The organism is Scandinavium sp. NPDC088450, assembly GCF_044900545.1.
Classification (GTDB): domain Bacteria; phylum Pseudomonadota; class Gammaproteobacteria; order Enterobacterales; family Enterobacteriaceae; genus Scandinavium.
Genome location: NZ_JBJDNI010000003.1, coordinates 105421 through 119894, shown reverse-complemented (window position 1 = coordinate 119894; position 14474 = coordinate 105421). Strand labels below are relative to the sequence as shown.

Genomic DNA, 14474 nt, shown 5'->3' with positions numbered 1-14474 from the left:
GTGCCCGGCGGCTAAGCTTGCCGGGCACTCATCCGTTATTCCTTCACGCGAGCGCGCTTGCCGCGACTCTCTTCATTACTCTCATTCGCCGCCACCAGCGAGAAATTGAAACTGACCTCGGTGTGCGGCTCATTGATATCACGCTGCTGCGCCAGTTTGCTGTCGGTGATTTTCACCGGGTCGGCGATCAGCTCTTCGCGGGTCGCAAAGGCGAAATCGTCCCACAGGTATTCGTCACCGTTGAGGTTGATCTGGGTGGTCAGGTGTTTGAAGCCCGGCGCGGAAACGAAGAAATGCACGTGCGCCGGACGGTTCCCGTGACGGCCAAGGCCGGTCAGCAGCTTCTGCGTCGGGCCATCCGGCGGGCAGCCATAGCCGCACGGCACGATGCTGCGCACTGCATAGCGCCCTTCGGCATCGGTTTCGACGCGACGGCGCAGGTTGTATTCACTCTGTGAGGCGTCGAAGAACGAATAGCCACCGAGGGTGTTGGCGTGCCAGATATCCACCACCGCCCCGGCCACCGGTTTGCCGTGCAGATCGGTCACCTGCCCGTGCAGCCACATCGCTTCGGCCTTCTCGCTGCCGTCGTCCATGCGCGCAAAACCTTTGCTCAGCGGCGCATTCGCCACATACAGCGGGCCTTCAATGGTACGCGGCGTGCCGACGTCGTTCCCGGCGGCGGCCTCTTTTTCATCGGCACGCATATCCAGGTAATGCTCCAGGCCAAGACCTGCTGCCAGCAGCGCCGCCTCTTTGCGCTCGCCGAGCTCGTTGAGGTAGTTCACCGCCAGCCAGAACTCTTCGTCGGTGATGTCGAACTTTTTGATGGTCTGGCACAGGTCGCCGAGCAACTGATGCATGATGGCCTTAAAGCGATCGCTGCCCTGCGCGGAATTCAGGCCGCTGCTGATGGCGAGTAAGGTTTCCAGTTCGGTTTGTTTTGCTGGATTCACTGACATTGCGTAGTCCTCTTGTAGGGTGTTTTTTTATCGGAATTAAGCATCAATCGACGACGGGTGCTGGCACAGCGGCTGCACGGTGATCGTCATGTATGGGTAAAGCGGTAGCGCGGTGAGCAGCGTATGCAGTTCCTGGTTGTCGGCGACGTCAAAAATGCTGACGTTGGCGTACTGCCCTACCACGCGCCAGATATGCAGCCATTTGCCTTCACGCTGAAGCTGCTGCGAATAGGCTTTCTCTTTGGCTTTGATGTCATCGGCCTGTGCCTGCGGCAGCGACGGCGGAATGTTGACCTGCATTTCAACTTTAAAAAGCATGTGTTTGTCCTCTACGGTCTGGCGTAATGGCGAAGTTTGTCGGTGTCTATTTCAATGCCGAGCCCCGGCCCCTGCGGCAGCGTCACCTGCCCGGCGCTGAAGTCGAGCGGACGCACCACGATGTCGTCTTTGAGCAGCAACGGGCCGAACATCTCGGTACCCCATTGCAGGTTGAGCGTCGACCACGCGTGTAAGGAGGCGACGGTCCCGAGCGTGCCCTCCAGCATCGTGCCGCCGTACAGCGCCACGCCCGCAGCCTGAGCCACATGGGCCAGTTTCAGCGCCTGCGCCGGGCCGCCCGCTTTGGCAATTTTCAACGCGTACGCGCCGGTAAAGCCGCCGTTGGCCAGCGCGTAGCCGTCGTGACTGGTCGCCACTGCTTCATCGGCCAGAACAGGCACGGCGAAACGCTGGCTGAGGGTGATTAACCCCTGCCGGTCCCACTGCGCAACGGGCTGCTCCACGAGGTCAATTCCCCCCTCCTGAAGCAGGCTCATCCCTTTCATGGCGGTGGTCAGATCCCAGGCCTGATTCACATCCACCCGAATGCTGACGTCATCCCCCAGCGCGGCTTTAATCGCCAGCGCGTGACGAATGTCGGTCGTCAGATCGCGTGCGCCAATTTTCAGCTTGAAGGTGTTATGCCGCCCCTCTGCCAGCAGGCGTTTGCCCTCGTCGATGTCTTTGTCGGTATCGCCGCTGGCAAGCGTCCACAGCACCGGCAGCCGCTCGCACACCGCGCCGCCGAGCAGCGCGCTGACCGGAACGCCGAGCGCTTTGCCCTGCGCGTCCAGAAACGCGGTTTCGAGTGCCGATTTGGCGAAGGTATTGCCTTTCACACTGGCGTTCATTTTTGCCGCCAGCGCCGCCACGCCACTGAACGTCTGCCCACACAGCAGCGGCGAGAGGTAGGTTTCAATCGCCGATTTAATGGCTTCCGGGCTTTCCGGGCCGTAGCTCAGGCCGCCGATGGTGGTGGCCTCCCCCCAGCCCACACCCTGCGCGCAGGTCATGCGCACGATCGTCAGCGTCTGGCAACCCATCGTCGCCATCGACAACTTGTGCGGGCGAATGGTCGGGATATCCACCAGCCAGCAGGCGATGGACTCAACAGTGATACTCATGCTTCACTCCTTGTTAATTATCTGGCGGACGGCAGGCTCCACAGCGCCAGCCACGCCAGTAATGCATAGCCCATCAGCAGCAGGGAAACCGGCCACGAGGCGTCGAACTCCATCAGCAGCGCCACCGCCAGCATCGGCCCGAGCCCGCCGGAGAAAATCGAGCCGACTTCATGTCCCAGTGCCAGCCCGGAATAGCGCACCCGCACCGGGAACAGGTCACTCATGATGCAGGGCTGGGTGCCGATCATCGCCCCGTGACACACCGGTAACCCGAGCATCATCGCCAGCATCACCCAGCCGTAGCTGCCGGTGGAAAGCAGCCAGAAGAACGGAAACGCCATCACCAGCAGGCCAATCACCCCGATGTAATAGACCGGTTTCAGGCCGATGCGGTCCGACAGCGCGCCCCAGAACAGAATCGAAAAGAACTCCACCAGCATCGCCAGCGTTACCGCGCTGATGATTTCCCCGGTGCTGATGCCGATGTGTTTGGCATACACCACCGAGAAGGTGAAAAAGATGTACGACGCACCGTTCTCCGGCAGACGCAGGGCAATAGCCTGCAACAGCGCCTTCGGGTGCTCGCGCACGAGGATCAGCAGCGGGATTTTTTCGTGCTTCTCCTGCGGCTGCGCCTGCACAAAAGCTTTGCTTTCGCGAATGTTTTTGCGGATGTAGACCCCGACCAGGAAAATCACGATGCTGAGCAGGAAAGGCACGCGCCAGCCCCAGCTCATGAACGCGGCTTCCGGCAGCTGTTGCACCAGGTAAAAGGCGAAGGCCGAGAGCACAAACCCGCCGGAAACGCCCATCTGACTCCAGGCGGTATAAAACCCGCGCTTTTCCGCCGGGGCGTTTTCGCTCAGCATCAGCACCCCGCCGCCCCACTCGCCGCCCGAGGCCACGCCCTGTAAGAAACGCAGGATGATCAGCGTCAGCGGTGCCCACAGGCCAACCTGGGCATACACCGGCAGCAGACCAATCACGAAGGTGGTCGCGCCCATTAATGTCAGGGTCATGATCAGCGTCATTTTGCGGCTGTAACGGTCGCCGAGATGCCCGAAGACGATCCCGCCGAGCGGTCTGGCGAGAAAACCAACCGCGAAACCGGAGAACGCCAGCAGCGTGCCCTGTAACGGGTCGCCGCCCACCGGGAAAAACAGCGGGCCGAAGACCAGCGCCGCAGCGGTGCCATAGAGGAAAAAGTCGTACCATTCGAGCGCGTTACCCAGCACCGAAGCCATCACCAGCTTGCGCATCTGCTGCGCGTCGTGGGGTCTTGCGCCTGCGGTCACGCCGTGTTCAGTTGCCACATTGCTCATTTCGCGCTGCCTCTTATTAAATGGGCCTACGCCTCAACGTCATGCCCGACGGCATGGTAGCGACGGTTGAAATAGACCAGGCCGCGCGGCTGCTCGCTGATGCGGATCGCCTGCACCTGACAGTAAAAGACCGAGTGGCTGCCCACTTCATGACAATCAGCAATCAGGCAGTCGAAGCTCGCCACCGACGAGCTCAACACCGGCGAGCCGCTGGTCAGCACCTGCCAGCTGTCGTGGCAAAAACGCTGCTCCGAACGCAGGCTGGCATTGGCAAAAATACCCGAGAGTTCCTGGTGATCGCTCGACAGCACGTTGACGCACAGGCTGCCGTTGCGCTTGAAGTGTTCATGGGCGAACGAGTTGCGGTTCATGCACACCAGCAGCGTCGGCGGCTGGTCGGTGACGCTACACACCGCCGAGGCCGTGAAGCCAAATTTACCCGCCGGGCCATCGGTGGTGATCACCGACACCGCGCTGCCGAGCTGGGCCATCGCATTACGAAATTCAGTTTGCAGAGTCATGGGGTTCTCCTTACAAATCGATAACCAGGCGGCCGCACTTTGCCCGCGAGCAGCAGAGCAAAATCTGGTCGCCGTCGGCCTTTTCTTCATCGGTGAGATAGCTGTCACGGTGATCGGGCTCGCCTGCCAGCACGTCGGTCAGGCAACTGCCGCAGATCCCCTGTTTACAGGAGACGGTAACCTTCAACCCCGCCTGGGCCAGCGCCTCGACGATGGTCTGGTCTTCCAGCACCTTGACGGTAATACCGCTGGCGGCCGCCACCACTTCAAACGCCTCGCCCGTGGTCTGCACTTCGGCGCTGAAACACTCCTGGTGGATCTGCTGCGCCGAATAGCCGTGATGCAAGGCACGCTCGTTGACCGCTTCCATCAGCCGCGTCGGGCCGCAGACGTAAACGTGGGTGCCCGGCGGCACGTCGCTCAGCACAGCATCCAAATCGAGGCGCTGCTCATCGCTGAACCACAGCCGCACCTGTCCGCCATACGGGCCAGTTTCCAGCTGCGGCAGAAACGCCGCCTGCCCGCGCGCTCTGGCGCAGTAGTGCAGTGAGAACGAACGCCCGGCGGCGTGCAGTTCGGCCGCCATCGCCAGCATCGGCGTGATGCCAATCCCGCCGCCAATCAGCAGGCTGTGCGCGGCGGTGTCATCCAGCGCGAATAGATTGCGTGGCTCGCTGACGGTTATCGCATCGCCTTCGCGCAGCGCATGTACCGCCAGCGAACCGCCCTGCGACTGGCGGTCTTTCAGAATGCCAAGCTGATAATGCTGGCGGTCCTGTGGATCGCCGCACAACGAATACGGGCGCACCAGCTCGTCGCTCAAATGCAGGTCGATATGTGCCCCAGCGCGAAAGGCAGGCAGTTCAAGCCCCTCAGCGTGCGCCAGAGTCAGCAGCACCACCTCGCCCTGCAACTCCCGACGGATAACCTGAAGTGTCAGCATGATCTCGCTCCTCAGCGCATGAACAGCCCGCCGTTGATGTCCCAGGTCGCCCCGGTGACAAACGACGCCTGCTCTGAAGCCAGTAACGCCACGGTCTGGGCGACAAACTCCGCCTCGCCGAGCTTGCCAACCGGGATCATTTGCAACAGCCCGGCCATTTTCTCTTCCGGCACCAGGGCGTGAACCATCGGCGAATCCATCGGACCTGGCGCGATGGCATTGACCGTCACGCCGGATTTGCTGAGCTCACGAGCGAAGATTTTGGTCAGCGTGAGAATGCCGCCCTTCGACGCAGCGTAATGCGCACCCGACGCGGTGCCGCCGTTCTGCCCGGCCAGTGAAGCGAGGTTGATGATTCGCCCGTAGCCGCGGCTGGCGAAATAGCGCCCCATCGTCTGACAGCCCACGAAAGTGCCGCGCAGGTTGGTGGAGATAACCCTGTCGAATTCATCGACGGGAATGTCCATCACCGGGGTGGCCAGCGTCAGCGCGGCATTGTTAACCAGCACCTCAAGGCTGCCGAAGCGCTCCACGGTAAGCTCCAGCGCGCGGGCAAAATCATCCGGCTGACGGATGTCGAGCCCCAGCGCCAGCACCTTGTCGCTGTCCAGCACCTTTGCCGCCTGCTGCGCACGCGCAGCATCAACATCGGTTAATACCACCTGAAAACCCTGAGCCAGCAGGTGGGCGGCAATCACGTTGCCGAGGCCCGCCGCCGCGCCGGTGACTAATACGGTTTGCGTCATGTCACGCTCCTTACAGGATGTAGCCGATGCTGTGCAGCACATCGTCGCTGTTGACCAGGCGGATCACCTTCTGGCGAATCAGCCAGCCGTCGCCGTGACGCGCCAGTTGCCAGGTGATGTCCGCCGCATAGTGACGGCTGTGGCCTTTGCGGTGTTCCCACAGAGACTGCGCGCCGCGCACCACAATCTGCTCGTCGCTCGCTTCCAGCACGCGAAAACGCGACAGCGTGCGCAAAGTCCGGGCGCGCGGAGTGGTGGAAATTGACTCGCCGCTGTAGAGGCGCTTCACCCGTTTTTCACGCATGTGGTGATCGTCACAGGCATAGTTAAGGGTGTTTTTGAAATCAGTTTCATTCGGGTCAATCGGCACCACGTACAGGCCGTCGTGCTGCCACAGGTCCAGCCAGGCGTTAAATTCGCCCTGATCGAGCAGGTCCCCTTCAAGGTTCACCACCGCCATCGCGGTAAACAGGGCCGAGTCTGGGGTCATCATTGGTCGTTCTCCGTCATCAACTTTTTCCACTGCTGATACGCCGCGCGCATCCCGGTTTCGGCGCTGACGTCGCTGCGCAGTCCGTCATCGGATCGGTATTCGCCCGCCAGCCCGCGGTTGAGCATGATCCACAGGTCATCGCCCGCGGTGGCCCCGCGCTGCACACGCTCCCAGGCTTCCGAGTCATCCGGCGTGCCGAAGCCCATTGGCCCCTGGAAATGTTCGTGTAGACGCAGGCGCGCCTGGTTGGCGATTTCTGGGCCGCCGTCCATAGTGATCACGGCGTGATGAATTTCGGTTTCGTTCACCGAAACAGGCTGAAGCACGCGGAAGAATGCCATCGAACAGGCGATGTTCGGGAAGATGTTGAGGTTAAAGCCGGAACCGCCGACTGCACGCACGATGCGGCGTACCTGCTCTTCGTCGTGATCGGCCCGTAGCGCTGCGGCCAGTTCTTCAAAGCGTTCCGGGATTGGCGCATCGAGATTCGCATCCAGATCCACCAGTTCGGGGATCATCACCATCACGCTGTGGCCGTTGCCCAAATCTTCCACGTAGCCGCTGCCGTCCACGAAGTTGAGCATCTCTTCGGTTTGCTTATCGACCGAGCTCAGGAACGAGCGGTGAACCACCGGGAAGTGGTAGCCGTCGGTGGTGTTTTCGAGCTGAATTTTCCAGTTGCCCGGGAAGCGGAAGCGGTGCGCTGGCCCGGTTTTGATCGGATAGCCCGCGCCCTGCTTCATAAACAGATCCATCCACTTTTTGGCGACGCCGAGGAAATCTTCCAGCGGTTCGATGTCGTCGTTAAAGGTGGCGAAAATCATGCCCGCGTACTGTTCGGTGCGCAGGGACACCAGGCCCAGTTCGCCTTTTTCGAGCTGGTCGGCATAGCTTTCCGGGTGCGGCACGCCGCGCAGGCTGCCATCCAGCGCATAGCCCCAGCCGTGATACGGGCAGACGAAGCTGTTGGTTTTGCCGCTGCGATGCTCGCACACCGTCGCCGCGCGGTGGCGGCAGCGGTTGAGCAGCGTGTGGACGGTGCCTTTGCGGTCGCGCACCACAATCACTGGCTGGGTGCCGATTTCGGTGGTCTTGAAGCTACCGGTATCGGGAATTTCGCTGGCGTGCGCCACCCACACCCAGGTCTTGCTGAAGATGCGGTCCAGCTCCAGGCGGAACAATTCTTCCGAGGTGTACAGCGAGGTGTGCACCCGGTCATGTTTAACCAGCGCCGCAATCTCCTCGTGGCTGAGCTGTGGCTCTACCGTCGGGTCGATGTTTTTTACGTTGATGATGTGGTCACACTGCATGTCCATTCTCCTGCACGTCTTATTTTGTGTCCGGCACCGGTAAAGTGTCCGCCGCCTGCCAATGGTCAACCGGGCGGCTGAACAGATTGCGAGTGGTGAAATGGCGCATCACCGTTCTGCCCGCTTCCTCGCCGAAGGTCACCCGAATTTCTGCGGCATTAAGATGCGCGCCGCCTGCGGTAAACGCCGAGGTTTGCAGCATCAGCCAGCGCCCGGTGAGCACGCCATCGGGGCCGTGGCGCAGCGCTTCCGAACACAGGAAGTGCGCGTTCATTGCAAAATGCGCCGGGTGACGGACGTAGCTGGCCATCATTTTTTCGATGGCCACCCGCCCGGTGTGTCGCCCCAGCCGCGTGGCATAGGACTCACCAAGCCCTTCCCAGCAGGCGTCTTCGCTGAACAGCGCGCCGATGGCTTGCACCGTTTCTGGGCTTTCGAGGTCGTCACATAACCGCATGTAGTCGCTGATGCAAACCCGCGCCGCCTGGCACGCTTCGAGCTGCTGCAAGCGCAGCGCATCCTGGGCGTTCATCGTCAGCTCTGAATAATCAGTTCGCGGCCCACGCGGGCTTCGATTTTGCAGTACTTCCACAGCTTGCTGCCGCCGTCGCCGACCGGTGTGGTGCGGAACAGATTGCAGACCGCAGCGACGTTTTCCAGGCGCTCGGCATCCGCCAGCACGTAGGTGGTCCATGGCGCGGTGGTGGAAGGGCCGACCATCAGCTGGTCGTCGTCCATATTGCCGATGACGCGGATCCCCGGCGTCTCGTCGATGCCTTTCATCATCACCCCGAACGCCGCCCAGACCTGCTTGGCCTCCGCCTGGCTGGCGTCAAAAAAGTTCTGGTTCACGCCGATGCAAAACAGCACGCGTAAAGTTGTTGGCTGGCTCATCTGTTGCTCCTTCTTCACAATCACAAATAACCCGGCAGCGGTTTGCCGCCGAAAAAGACCGTACCGGCGTTGAGGTACGAGAGGTCGCCCATAAAGGCATGTTGGGTGATCACCAGGGTGTCGCGCACGTAGCGTTGCAGCGGGCTGGTCATCGTCACGCCGCTCATGCCGTTGAGGGCCAGCGCCTGACGCGCCACCTCTGCGGCCACGCGCGTCACATGGGTGGAGGAAAGCCGTAAGGCGTTAATCTGTTCGCAGCTGGCCTCATCGCCCGCCAGCAGGCGCTGCCACACCTCGTCAATCGCCTCGTAAAACCAGGCGCGAGCGGAGCGTAAATCCGCTTCGCAACGGGCAATCTGCATCTGCGCCTGTGGACGGTCGGCCAGACGCGGCGCGCCGGTCACCGACTGCTGGCGATGTGCGAGGGTATAAATTTCATTGAGCGCGGCACGCGCCACGCCGAGAGCGACGACGGACAACACCTGCGTCGCCAGCGACAGCACCGGATAGCGGTACAGCGGCCCTTCCAGATTCAGCGCGCCGCCGCGAACAAAGGTCCACTCGTGCGGCACAAAAGCGTCGTTGACCAGCAGATCATGACTGCCGGTTCCGGCAAGGCCGACGGTGTCCCATACCGGGTCAATCGACACACTTTCGCGCGGCAGCACTGCCATGCGCGGTAACGCCTGCTCGGCATCGGGCAAAATCCCCACGCCGAGCACCGACGCGCCCATGCTGCCGCTGGCAAAACTCCAGCGTCCGTTGACGCGGTAACCGCCATCGACCTGCTGCGCTTTCTGAGTCGGGAAAATCCCGCCGGCGAACACGATGTCCGGACCGTCACGATAAAGCTCTTTCAGCGTATCCGGCGGCAGCGCCCCGAGATAAAACGGGCTCATGCCGAAGCTTGCCACCCATCCGGCTGAGCCGTCGGCGGTAGAGATTTGCTCTATAAGCTCGCAAAACTGCGCCGGGGAGCATTCGTCGCCACCGTACAGTTTCGGCACCAGCGCGCGATACACGCCGACCTGCTTAAAGCGGGCAATCACGTCGTCAGAGATATGGCGCTGATGTTCAAAATCAGCGCTTCGGGTGGCAACGTCATTGAGCAGCGGAACCAACTCTTCGCGAACCTGTAAGGCGGACATAGCTTCCTCCGGATTATTGTTATCTGCGGCATTCACAGGACGAGCGAGGCCGCAATGAGTCACACTCACTGAAATCTTTAGAGAAAAAACGGGAAAATTAGCTTAGTGACGTCGTCGCGACAGCAACCACTCGGCGGCCTGCACCAGCAGCCCGTCGTGACCCTTCGCCGCCACCAACTGGAGCGACACCGGGCGGCCATCAATTACGCCAACCGGAATGGCCAGCGCCGGGTGACCGCTGAGATTGAACGGTCGCACCAGCCGCGTCAGATTGACCACGCTGAGCGGATCTTTGGCCTCTTCGAGCGTTGGCGGCAGCTCAGGCAACGTCGCCAGCGCCAGCAGCGGGGTTTGCGCCAGCAACGCGTCCACCTCAGCGCTAAACTGCGCGCGGGTTTGTTCGGCGGCATTCAGCGCCTGCTGGCTGACATCAGCCCCGGCGCGAATACGCGTTGCCACGTCCGCGGAGATTTTACCGCTTGCCAGCAGCGGGCCGAGGGCGAGCCAGTTTTCATGGCTGATGACGGCGAGCCCTGCCCGATGGGCATCAGCAAAATGCAGCAGTTCAGCGTCGACAGGCGTGACGTCGCGCTGGTGCAGGAAGCTCAGAATGCGTTCGTCGATTTCAGGTGTCGCGATGGCAAAGTAGCTCATCGGCGGAAGGTCAGTCAGCGCTTCGCCTACCGGGACCGCGAGGCGCTCCAGCACCTGGCGCAGCGTAGCTGCATCGCGGGTGAAAACCCCTACGCAATCCAGCGAGCTTTCAGCGGGCATCACGCCGTCACGGCTCAGCACGCCAAACCCCGGCTTCAGGCCCAGCACGCCGCAACAGGCCGCAGGCATTCGCACCGAGCCGCCGGTATCGGTGCCGATCGCAAAATCAACCTCGCCGGAGGCCACCACCGCCGCCGAGCCGCTCGATGAGCCGCCGGGGATCAGCCTGGGAAAGTTGACGTTGCGCGGCGTGCCGCCCCAGGGATTGATGCCCGTGACGCCAAACGCCAACTCGTGCAGCACGGTTTTGCCCCGCAGCACGCAGCGATTGTCCAGCAGCGCCGACACCACGCTGGCATGGCGAGCCGCGACGGGGACATCTTCCAGCGCCGGACACCCGGCCTGAGTGCGATACCTGGCGACGTCCAGCGTGTCTTTAACCGCAAACTGCAGGTCGCCCTCACCGAGGACGCACTGCCCAACAAAACCGTTGCTCACAGTAACTGGCTTCATGATTGACACCTTAACCAGAAAATTCGAATCAGATTCAGGCCGGTCGTCAATGCGACCTTTTGTCCTGACTAACGTTACGTCAATCATGGAAGATTTAGATGAATATTCAAGTAATATTTCACGTTAAATTCACAGAAAAGCAACAAGCGATTAACCTTTATTTATGCAAGGTCTTGTAGTTAGACTGATGAAAAATAAGGTAAAAGAGGGGAAGGCTGTGAACGAGCCGTCGACAGCGCGGACGACGGCTGGCTTAAAAAAGTTGAGGAATTACAGAGGATTGAGTGAAAATTATACGCAGGTCACAAATTCGCCATTCGGCGTTTTGACTACAGCTCGTTGAGGTTATCCAGCACCTTCGCCAGGGCCAGATTCATCTTCGCGACCTGGCTGGCGCTCATGCCCTTGAAGCCTTTGTCGAACACCTTGCTGGCCTGCGCCCAGGCCTCTTCGACCTTTTGCCGCCCGAGGTCGGTCAGCATCACTTCGGTGACACGGGCGTCGTTTTCACTGCTGGCGGTGGTGACCAGGCCCTCGTCGCGCAGGCGGCCCACGATCTTGGTGACCGTCGGCATTTTCGCCATCGCGTATTCGGCAATCTGCGAAATGCTGGCCTTGCCGTACTGGTGAGTGACCATCAGCACGCGAAAGCCGGAGACGTCGAGCTGCGCTTTTTTCAGCGTGATTTCCATGATTTGCGTGTAGCGCGCGTAGACGTTGACTATCCAGTAAAACGGAAACTCTTCGCGATGGAAGGCGGCGTCGTCAGAGGATTTTTGTAGAGTGCTCATGCGTTTCCTTACCCAAAAAAGTCGACATTTCCGCCGATTATACCTGTGAATCTGTGACGGCTATAGCAGCATTGCGCGGTGGATCGACAAGCCCCGGTGCAAGAGGCGATCGCTGTCGCATTATGATTCATAAATGCCACACACATAACAATTACGTATCATTTCTGAAACATTACATTGACGCTTCTGCTGGTTGTTTTCTATACGTTAGCCGTCCCATCAAAACATTCTAATAATCACTCTGTGGAGCTATTCATGAGCAATACGCCTGCACAATTGCCTCTGGACCCGCCGCTGGACCCGCGCCAGCAAGCCGTTATCAAAAAACTGTTCCGTCGCCTGATCGTCTTTTTGTTTATCCTGTTCGTGTTCTCCTATCTCGACCGCATCAACATTGGCTTTGCCGGGCTGACGATGGGCAAAGATTTGGGCCTGACCAGCACCATGTTTGGCCTCGCCACCACCCTGTTTTACGTGATGTACGTAGTCTGCGGCATTCCGAGCAACGTGATGCTGAGCATCGTCGGCGCGCGCCGCTGGATTGCGGTGCTGATGGTGGTCTGGGGCATCGCCTCCACTGCCACCATGTTCGCCACCGGGCCGAACAGTCTGTACGTGCTGCGCATGTTGGTCGGCATTGCCGAAGCCGGTTTCCTGCCGGGCCTGCTGCTGTATTTAACCTACTGGTTCCCGGCCCGCTACCGCGCCCGCGCCAACGCCCTGTTTATGATTGCGATGCCGGTAACGATGGCGCTCGGCTCGCTGGCTTCGGGGTACATTCTCAACATGGACGGCCTGCTGAACCTGAAAGGCTGGCAATGGCTGTTCCTGCTGGAAGGCTTCCCGTCGGTGCTGCTCGGGCTGGTGGTCTGGTTCTGGCTGGATGACAGTCCGTCGAAGGCCAAATGGCTGACTGCGGACGATAAAGCCTGCCTGAATGAGATGCTGGAAGCCGACAAACTGGCGCTGCAAAAAACGCAGCTCGCCGCAACAAGTTCGCTGCTGCCCCCGCGCAGCCTGGCCCGCGAGTTATTCACGCCGATTATTATTCTCTACACCCTCGCCTACTTCTGCCTGACCAATACCCTGAGCGCGCTGAGCGTCTGGACGCCGCTTATCCTGCGCAGCTTCAACGAAACCAGCAGCAACGTGACCATTGGCTTGCTCAGCGCCATTCCACAGGTTTGTACCATCGTGGCGATGGTGTGGTGGAGCAAACGCTCCGACCGGCTCAACGAGCGCAAATTCCACACCCTGCTGCCGTATCTGTTTGCCGCAGCAGGCTGGATGCTGACCGCCTCAAGCAGCAACCCGCTTTGGCAGTTCAGCGGCATCGTGATGGCCTCCGCCGGGGCGTTCGCGGCGATGGTGATTTTCTGGACCACACCGGACCGCTTTATCTCACTGCGGGCGCGTGCCGTAGGGATTGCGGTGATCAACGCCACCGGGATGACCGGGGCGGCGCTCGGCCCGCTGCTGATGGGGTTGATGAAAGACATCACCGGTAATTTCAACGCGGGGATCTTCATGGTGGCCGGGTTCCTGGTGCTCGGGGCGCTGATTATCGCGGCGATCCCGATGAAAAAAGGGGCGGCAAGCGAGGCAGAGCCGTCACTGTCGACTTGACTTATTCTGGATAAATTGTACTTTTCAGGACATGAAGAAAATCCTGATTATCGTCCCCGACGGCGGCATGCTGTTTGAGTCCGCCGGTATCGCCGACATTCTGATGCAGGCTAACCGTCTGCATCCGGAAGGTCCTCAGCGTCCTCGTTACCAGGTGGCGCTGGCCACCACCCAACCGCATCAGGTTATCCACGGCCAGTCAGGAATAAACCTGCTGGCCGATCACCGGCTGCACGAGCTCGATCCGCGCGAGCCACTCGACACCATTATTATTACTGGCAGAGGTCACAACGAGCAGGAAGCCATCGCGGTGGTCGACTGGCTGATTCTGGCGGCGCCACACGCCCGACGTGTCGCCTCCGTTTGTGGCGGTGCGCTGCTGCTGGCCCAGGCCGGGCTGCTGAACGGCCGTCACGCCACGACTCACTGGCGAATGCTGGATGAACTGAAAACGAATTACCCGGACGTGCAGGTCGAAGCCGGGCCGCTGTATGTGCAGGACGGACCCGTCTGGACCTCCGGCGGCGTGAGCCTCGGCTTTGATTTAACCCTGGCGCTGGTAGAAGAAGATTACGGTTTCAGCCTCGCCCGCGACATCGCCCAGGACATGGTGATGTACCTGCGTCGTCCCGGCGGCCAGCTGCAATTCAGCCGCTACAACCTGAAGCAGAGCACCGGATCGAGTGCCATTGACGGGCTGCTGACGTGGATCCAGGGCAATCTCACCGCCGATCTGTGCGTGGAAAGCCTTGCTGAAAAAGCGGCGATGAGCCCGCGTAATTTCACCCGCGTGTTTACCCGTGAAACCGGGGCTTCCCCGGCGCGTTATGTGGCGGAAGCCCGCCTTGCGGCCGCCAGACAGCGGCTCGAACAGACACGGGATAACCTCGATACCATCGCCCTTGAAACCGGGTTTGGCAGCAGCATTAATCTGCGACGTCTGTTTGAGAAGCAGCTGCATCTCACCCCTGGTGAATATCGCCAGCGCTTTCATTGTCGCAAAATGGCGTAATGTGATCCTTTTTTGTCGTTTACGCCAAACCTGCCCA

At 60.5% G+C, this 14474-nt stretch carries 16 protein-coding genes; 2 read left to right on the top strand and 14 right to left on the bottom strand.

Translation table 11 applies throughout. From position 1 onward, the window contains the following. Window positions 1-35 precede the first annotated feature (35 nt). From catA to ACI2I2_RS04505, 14 genes are all read right to left on the bottom strand, one after another. Entirely contained in the window at window positions 36-962 is a 927-nt protein-coding gene (catA, locus tag ACI2I2_RS04570) for a catechol 1,2-dioxygenase (RefSeq protein ID WP_404656821.1), read from the bottom strand. A gap of 36 nt (window positions 963-998) precedes the next feature. Then, entirely contained in the window at window positions 999-1280 is a 282-nt protein-coding gene (gene catC, locus ACI2I2_RS04565; protein ID WP_404656820.1) for a muconolactone Delta-isomerase, read from the bottom strand. Between the two features lie 11 nt (window positions 1281-1291). Beyond that, entirely contained in the window at window positions 1292-2404 is a 1113-nt protein-coding gene (locus tag ACI2I2_RS04560) for a muconate cycloisomerase family protein (protein WP_404656819.1), read from the bottom strand. Window positions 2405-2421: 17 nt separating this feature from the next. After that, window positions 2422-3663 (bottom strand): MFS transporter, encoded by a 1242-nt coding sequence (locus ACI2I2_RS04555; RefSeq protein ID WP_404656927.1) that lies wholly within the window; start codon window positions 3661-3663, stop codon window positions 2422-2424. Window positions 3664-3752: 89 nt separating this feature from the next. Further along, on the bottom strand, window positions 3753-4247 hold the full coding sequence (locus tag ACI2I2_RS04550) for a flavin reductase (protein ID WP_404656818.1): 495 nt from the start codon (window positions 4245-4247) through the stop codon (window positions 3753-3755). Window positions 4248-4257: 10 nt separating this feature from the next. Next, on the bottom strand, window positions 4258-5190 hold the full coding sequence (locus tag ACI2I2_RS04545) for a PDR/VanB family oxidoreductase (protein WP_404656817.1): 933 nt from the start codon (window positions 5188-5190) through the stop codon (window positions 4258-4260). Between the two features lie 11 nt (window positions 5191-5201). Further along, on the bottom strand, window positions 5202-5936 hold the full coding sequence (locus ACI2I2_RS04540; protein WP_404656816.1) for an SDR family NAD(P)-dependent oxidoreductase: 735 nt from the start codon (window positions 5934-5936) through the stop codon (window positions 5202-5204). Between the two features lie 10 nt (window positions 5937-5946). Further along, complete coding sequence (locus ACI2I2_RS04535) at window positions 5947-6426, bottom strand: aromatic-ring-hydroxylating dioxygenase subunit beta (protein WP_404656926.1); 480 nt, start codon at window positions 6424-6426, stop codon at window positions 5947-5949. Then, window positions 6426-7739, bottom strand: a complete 1314-nt coding sequence (locus tag ACI2I2_RS04530; RefSeq protein WP_404656815.1) for a Rieske 2Fe-2S domain-containing protein — start codon at window positions 7737-7739, stop codon at window positions 6426-6428. Before ACI2I2_RS04530 ends, ACI2I2_RS04535 begins: the two co-directional genes overlap by 1 nt. A 19-nt stretch (window positions 7740-7758) precedes the next feature. Continuing rightward, window positions 7759-8271 (bottom strand): nuclear transport factor 2 family protein, encoded by a 513-nt coding sequence (locus ACI2I2_RS04525; protein ID WP_404656814.1) that lies wholly within the window; start codon window positions 8269-8271, stop codon window positions 7759-7761. Window positions 8272-8273: 2 nt separating this feature from the next. After that, entirely contained in the window at window positions 8274-8633 is a 360-nt protein-coding gene (locus tag ACI2I2_RS04520) for an IacB protein (RefSeq protein WP_404656813.1), read from the bottom strand. Between the two features lie 20 nt (window positions 8634-8653). Next, the gene (locus ACI2I2_RS04515) at window positions 8654-9781 is read right to left on the bottom strand and encodes an acyl-CoA dehydrogenase family protein (protein ID WP_404656812.1); all 1128 of its coding nucleotides are present in this window, start codon (window positions 9779-9781) and stop codon (window positions 8654-8656) included. Window positions 9782-9883: 102 nt separating this feature from the next. Beyond that, a complete protein-coding gene (locus tag ACI2I2_RS04510; protein WP_404656811.1) occupies window positions 9884-11008 on the bottom strand; it encodes an amidase in 1125 nt (374 codons plus the stop codon). Window positions 11009-11337: 329 nt separating this feature from the next. Continuing rightward, entirely contained in the window at window positions 11338-11799 is a 462-nt protein-coding gene (locus ACI2I2_RS04505; RefSeq protein ID WP_404656810.1) for a MarR family winged helix-turn-helix transcriptional regulator, read from the bottom strand. A 255-nt stretch (window positions 11800-12054) separates the two neighbouring features. On the opposite strand from ACI2I2_RS04505, the gene hpaX reads away from it, so the two are divergent. Together hpaX and ACI2I2_RS04495 are read left to right on the top strand one after the other, a co-directional pair. Then, on the top strand, window positions 12055-13425 hold the full coding sequence (gene hpaX / locus ACI2I2_RS04500; RefSeq protein ID WP_404656809.1) for a 4-hydroxyphenylacetate permease: 1371 nt from the start codon (window positions 12055-12057) through the stop codon (window positions 13423-13425). A 31-nt stretch (window positions 13426-13456) separates the two neighbouring features. Further along, window positions 13457-14437 (top strand): GlxA family transcriptional regulator, encoded by a 981-nt coding sequence (locus tag ACI2I2_RS04495; protein WP_404656808.1) that lies wholly within the window; start codon window positions 13457-13459, stop codon window positions 14435-14437. Window positions 14438-14474: the final 37 nt, after the last annotated feature.

Excerpts from the sequence above, each read along its gene's own strand:
- catA (WP_404656821.1), bottom strand. The coding sequence starts at position 962 with ATGTCAGTGAATCCAGCAAAACAAACCGAACTGGAAACCTTACTCGCC.
- catC (WP_404656820.1), bottom strand. The coding sequence starts at position 1,280 with ATGCTTTTTAAAGTTGAAATGCAGGTCAACATTCCGCCGTCGCTGCCG.
- ACI2I2_RS04560 (WP_404656819.1), bottom strand. The coding sequence starts at position 2,404 with ATGAGTATCACTGTTGAGTCCATCGCCTGCTGGCTGGTGGATATCCCG.
- ACI2I2_RS04555 (WP_404656927.1), bottom strand. The coding sequence starts at position 3,663 with ATGCGCAAGCTGGTGATGGCTTCGGTGCTGGGTAACGCGCTCGAATGG.
- ACI2I2_RS04550 (WP_404656818.1), bottom strand. The coding sequence starts at position 4,247 with ATGACTCTGCAAACTGAATTTCGTAATGCGATGGCCCAGCTCGGCAGC.
- ACI2I2_RS04545 (WP_404656817.1), bottom strand. The coding sequence starts at position 5,190 with ATGCTGACACTTCAGGTTATCCGTCGGGAGTTGCAGGGCGAGGTGGTG.
- ACI2I2_RS04540 (WP_404656816.1), bottom strand. The coding sequence starts at position 5,936 with ATGACGCAAACCGTATTAGTCACCGGCGCGGCGGCGGGCCTCGGCAAC.
- ACI2I2_RS04535 (WP_404656926.1), bottom strand. The coding sequence starts at position 6,426 with ATGACCCCAGACTCGGCCCTGTTTACCGCGATGGCGGTGGTGAACCTT.
- ACI2I2_RS04530 (WP_404656815.1), bottom strand. The coding sequence starts at position 7,739 with ATGCAGTGTGACCACATCATCAACGTAAAAAACATCGACCCGACGGTA.
- ACI2I2_RS04525 (WP_404656814.1), bottom strand. The coding sequence starts at position 8,271 with ATGAACGCCCAGGATGCGCTGCGCTTGCAGCAGCTCGAAGCGTGCCAG.
- ACI2I2_RS04520 (WP_404656813.1), bottom strand. The coding sequence starts at position 8,633 with ATGAGCCAGCCAACAACTTTACGCGTGCTGTTTTGCATCGGCGTGAAC.
- ACI2I2_RS04515 (WP_404656812.1), bottom strand. The coding sequence starts at position 9,781 with ATGTCCGCCTTACAGGTTCGCGAAGAGTTGGTTCCGCTGCTCAATGAC.
- ACI2I2_RS04510 (WP_404656811.1), bottom strand. The coding sequence starts at position 11,008 with ATGAAGCCAGTTACTGTGAGCAACGGTTTTGTTGGGCAGTGCGTCCTC.
- ACI2I2_RS04505 (WP_404656810.1), bottom strand. The coding sequence starts at position 11,799 with ATGAGCACTCTACAAAAATCCTCTGACGACGCCGCCTTCCATCGCGAA.
- hpaX (WP_404656809.1), top strand. The coding sequence starts at position 12,055 with ATGAGCAATACGCCTGCACAATTGCCTCTGGACCCGCCGCTGGACCCG.
- ACI2I2_RS04495 (WP_404656808.1), top strand. The coding sequence starts at position 13,457 with ATGAAGAAAATCCTGATTATCGTCCCCGACGGCGGCATGCTGTTTGAG.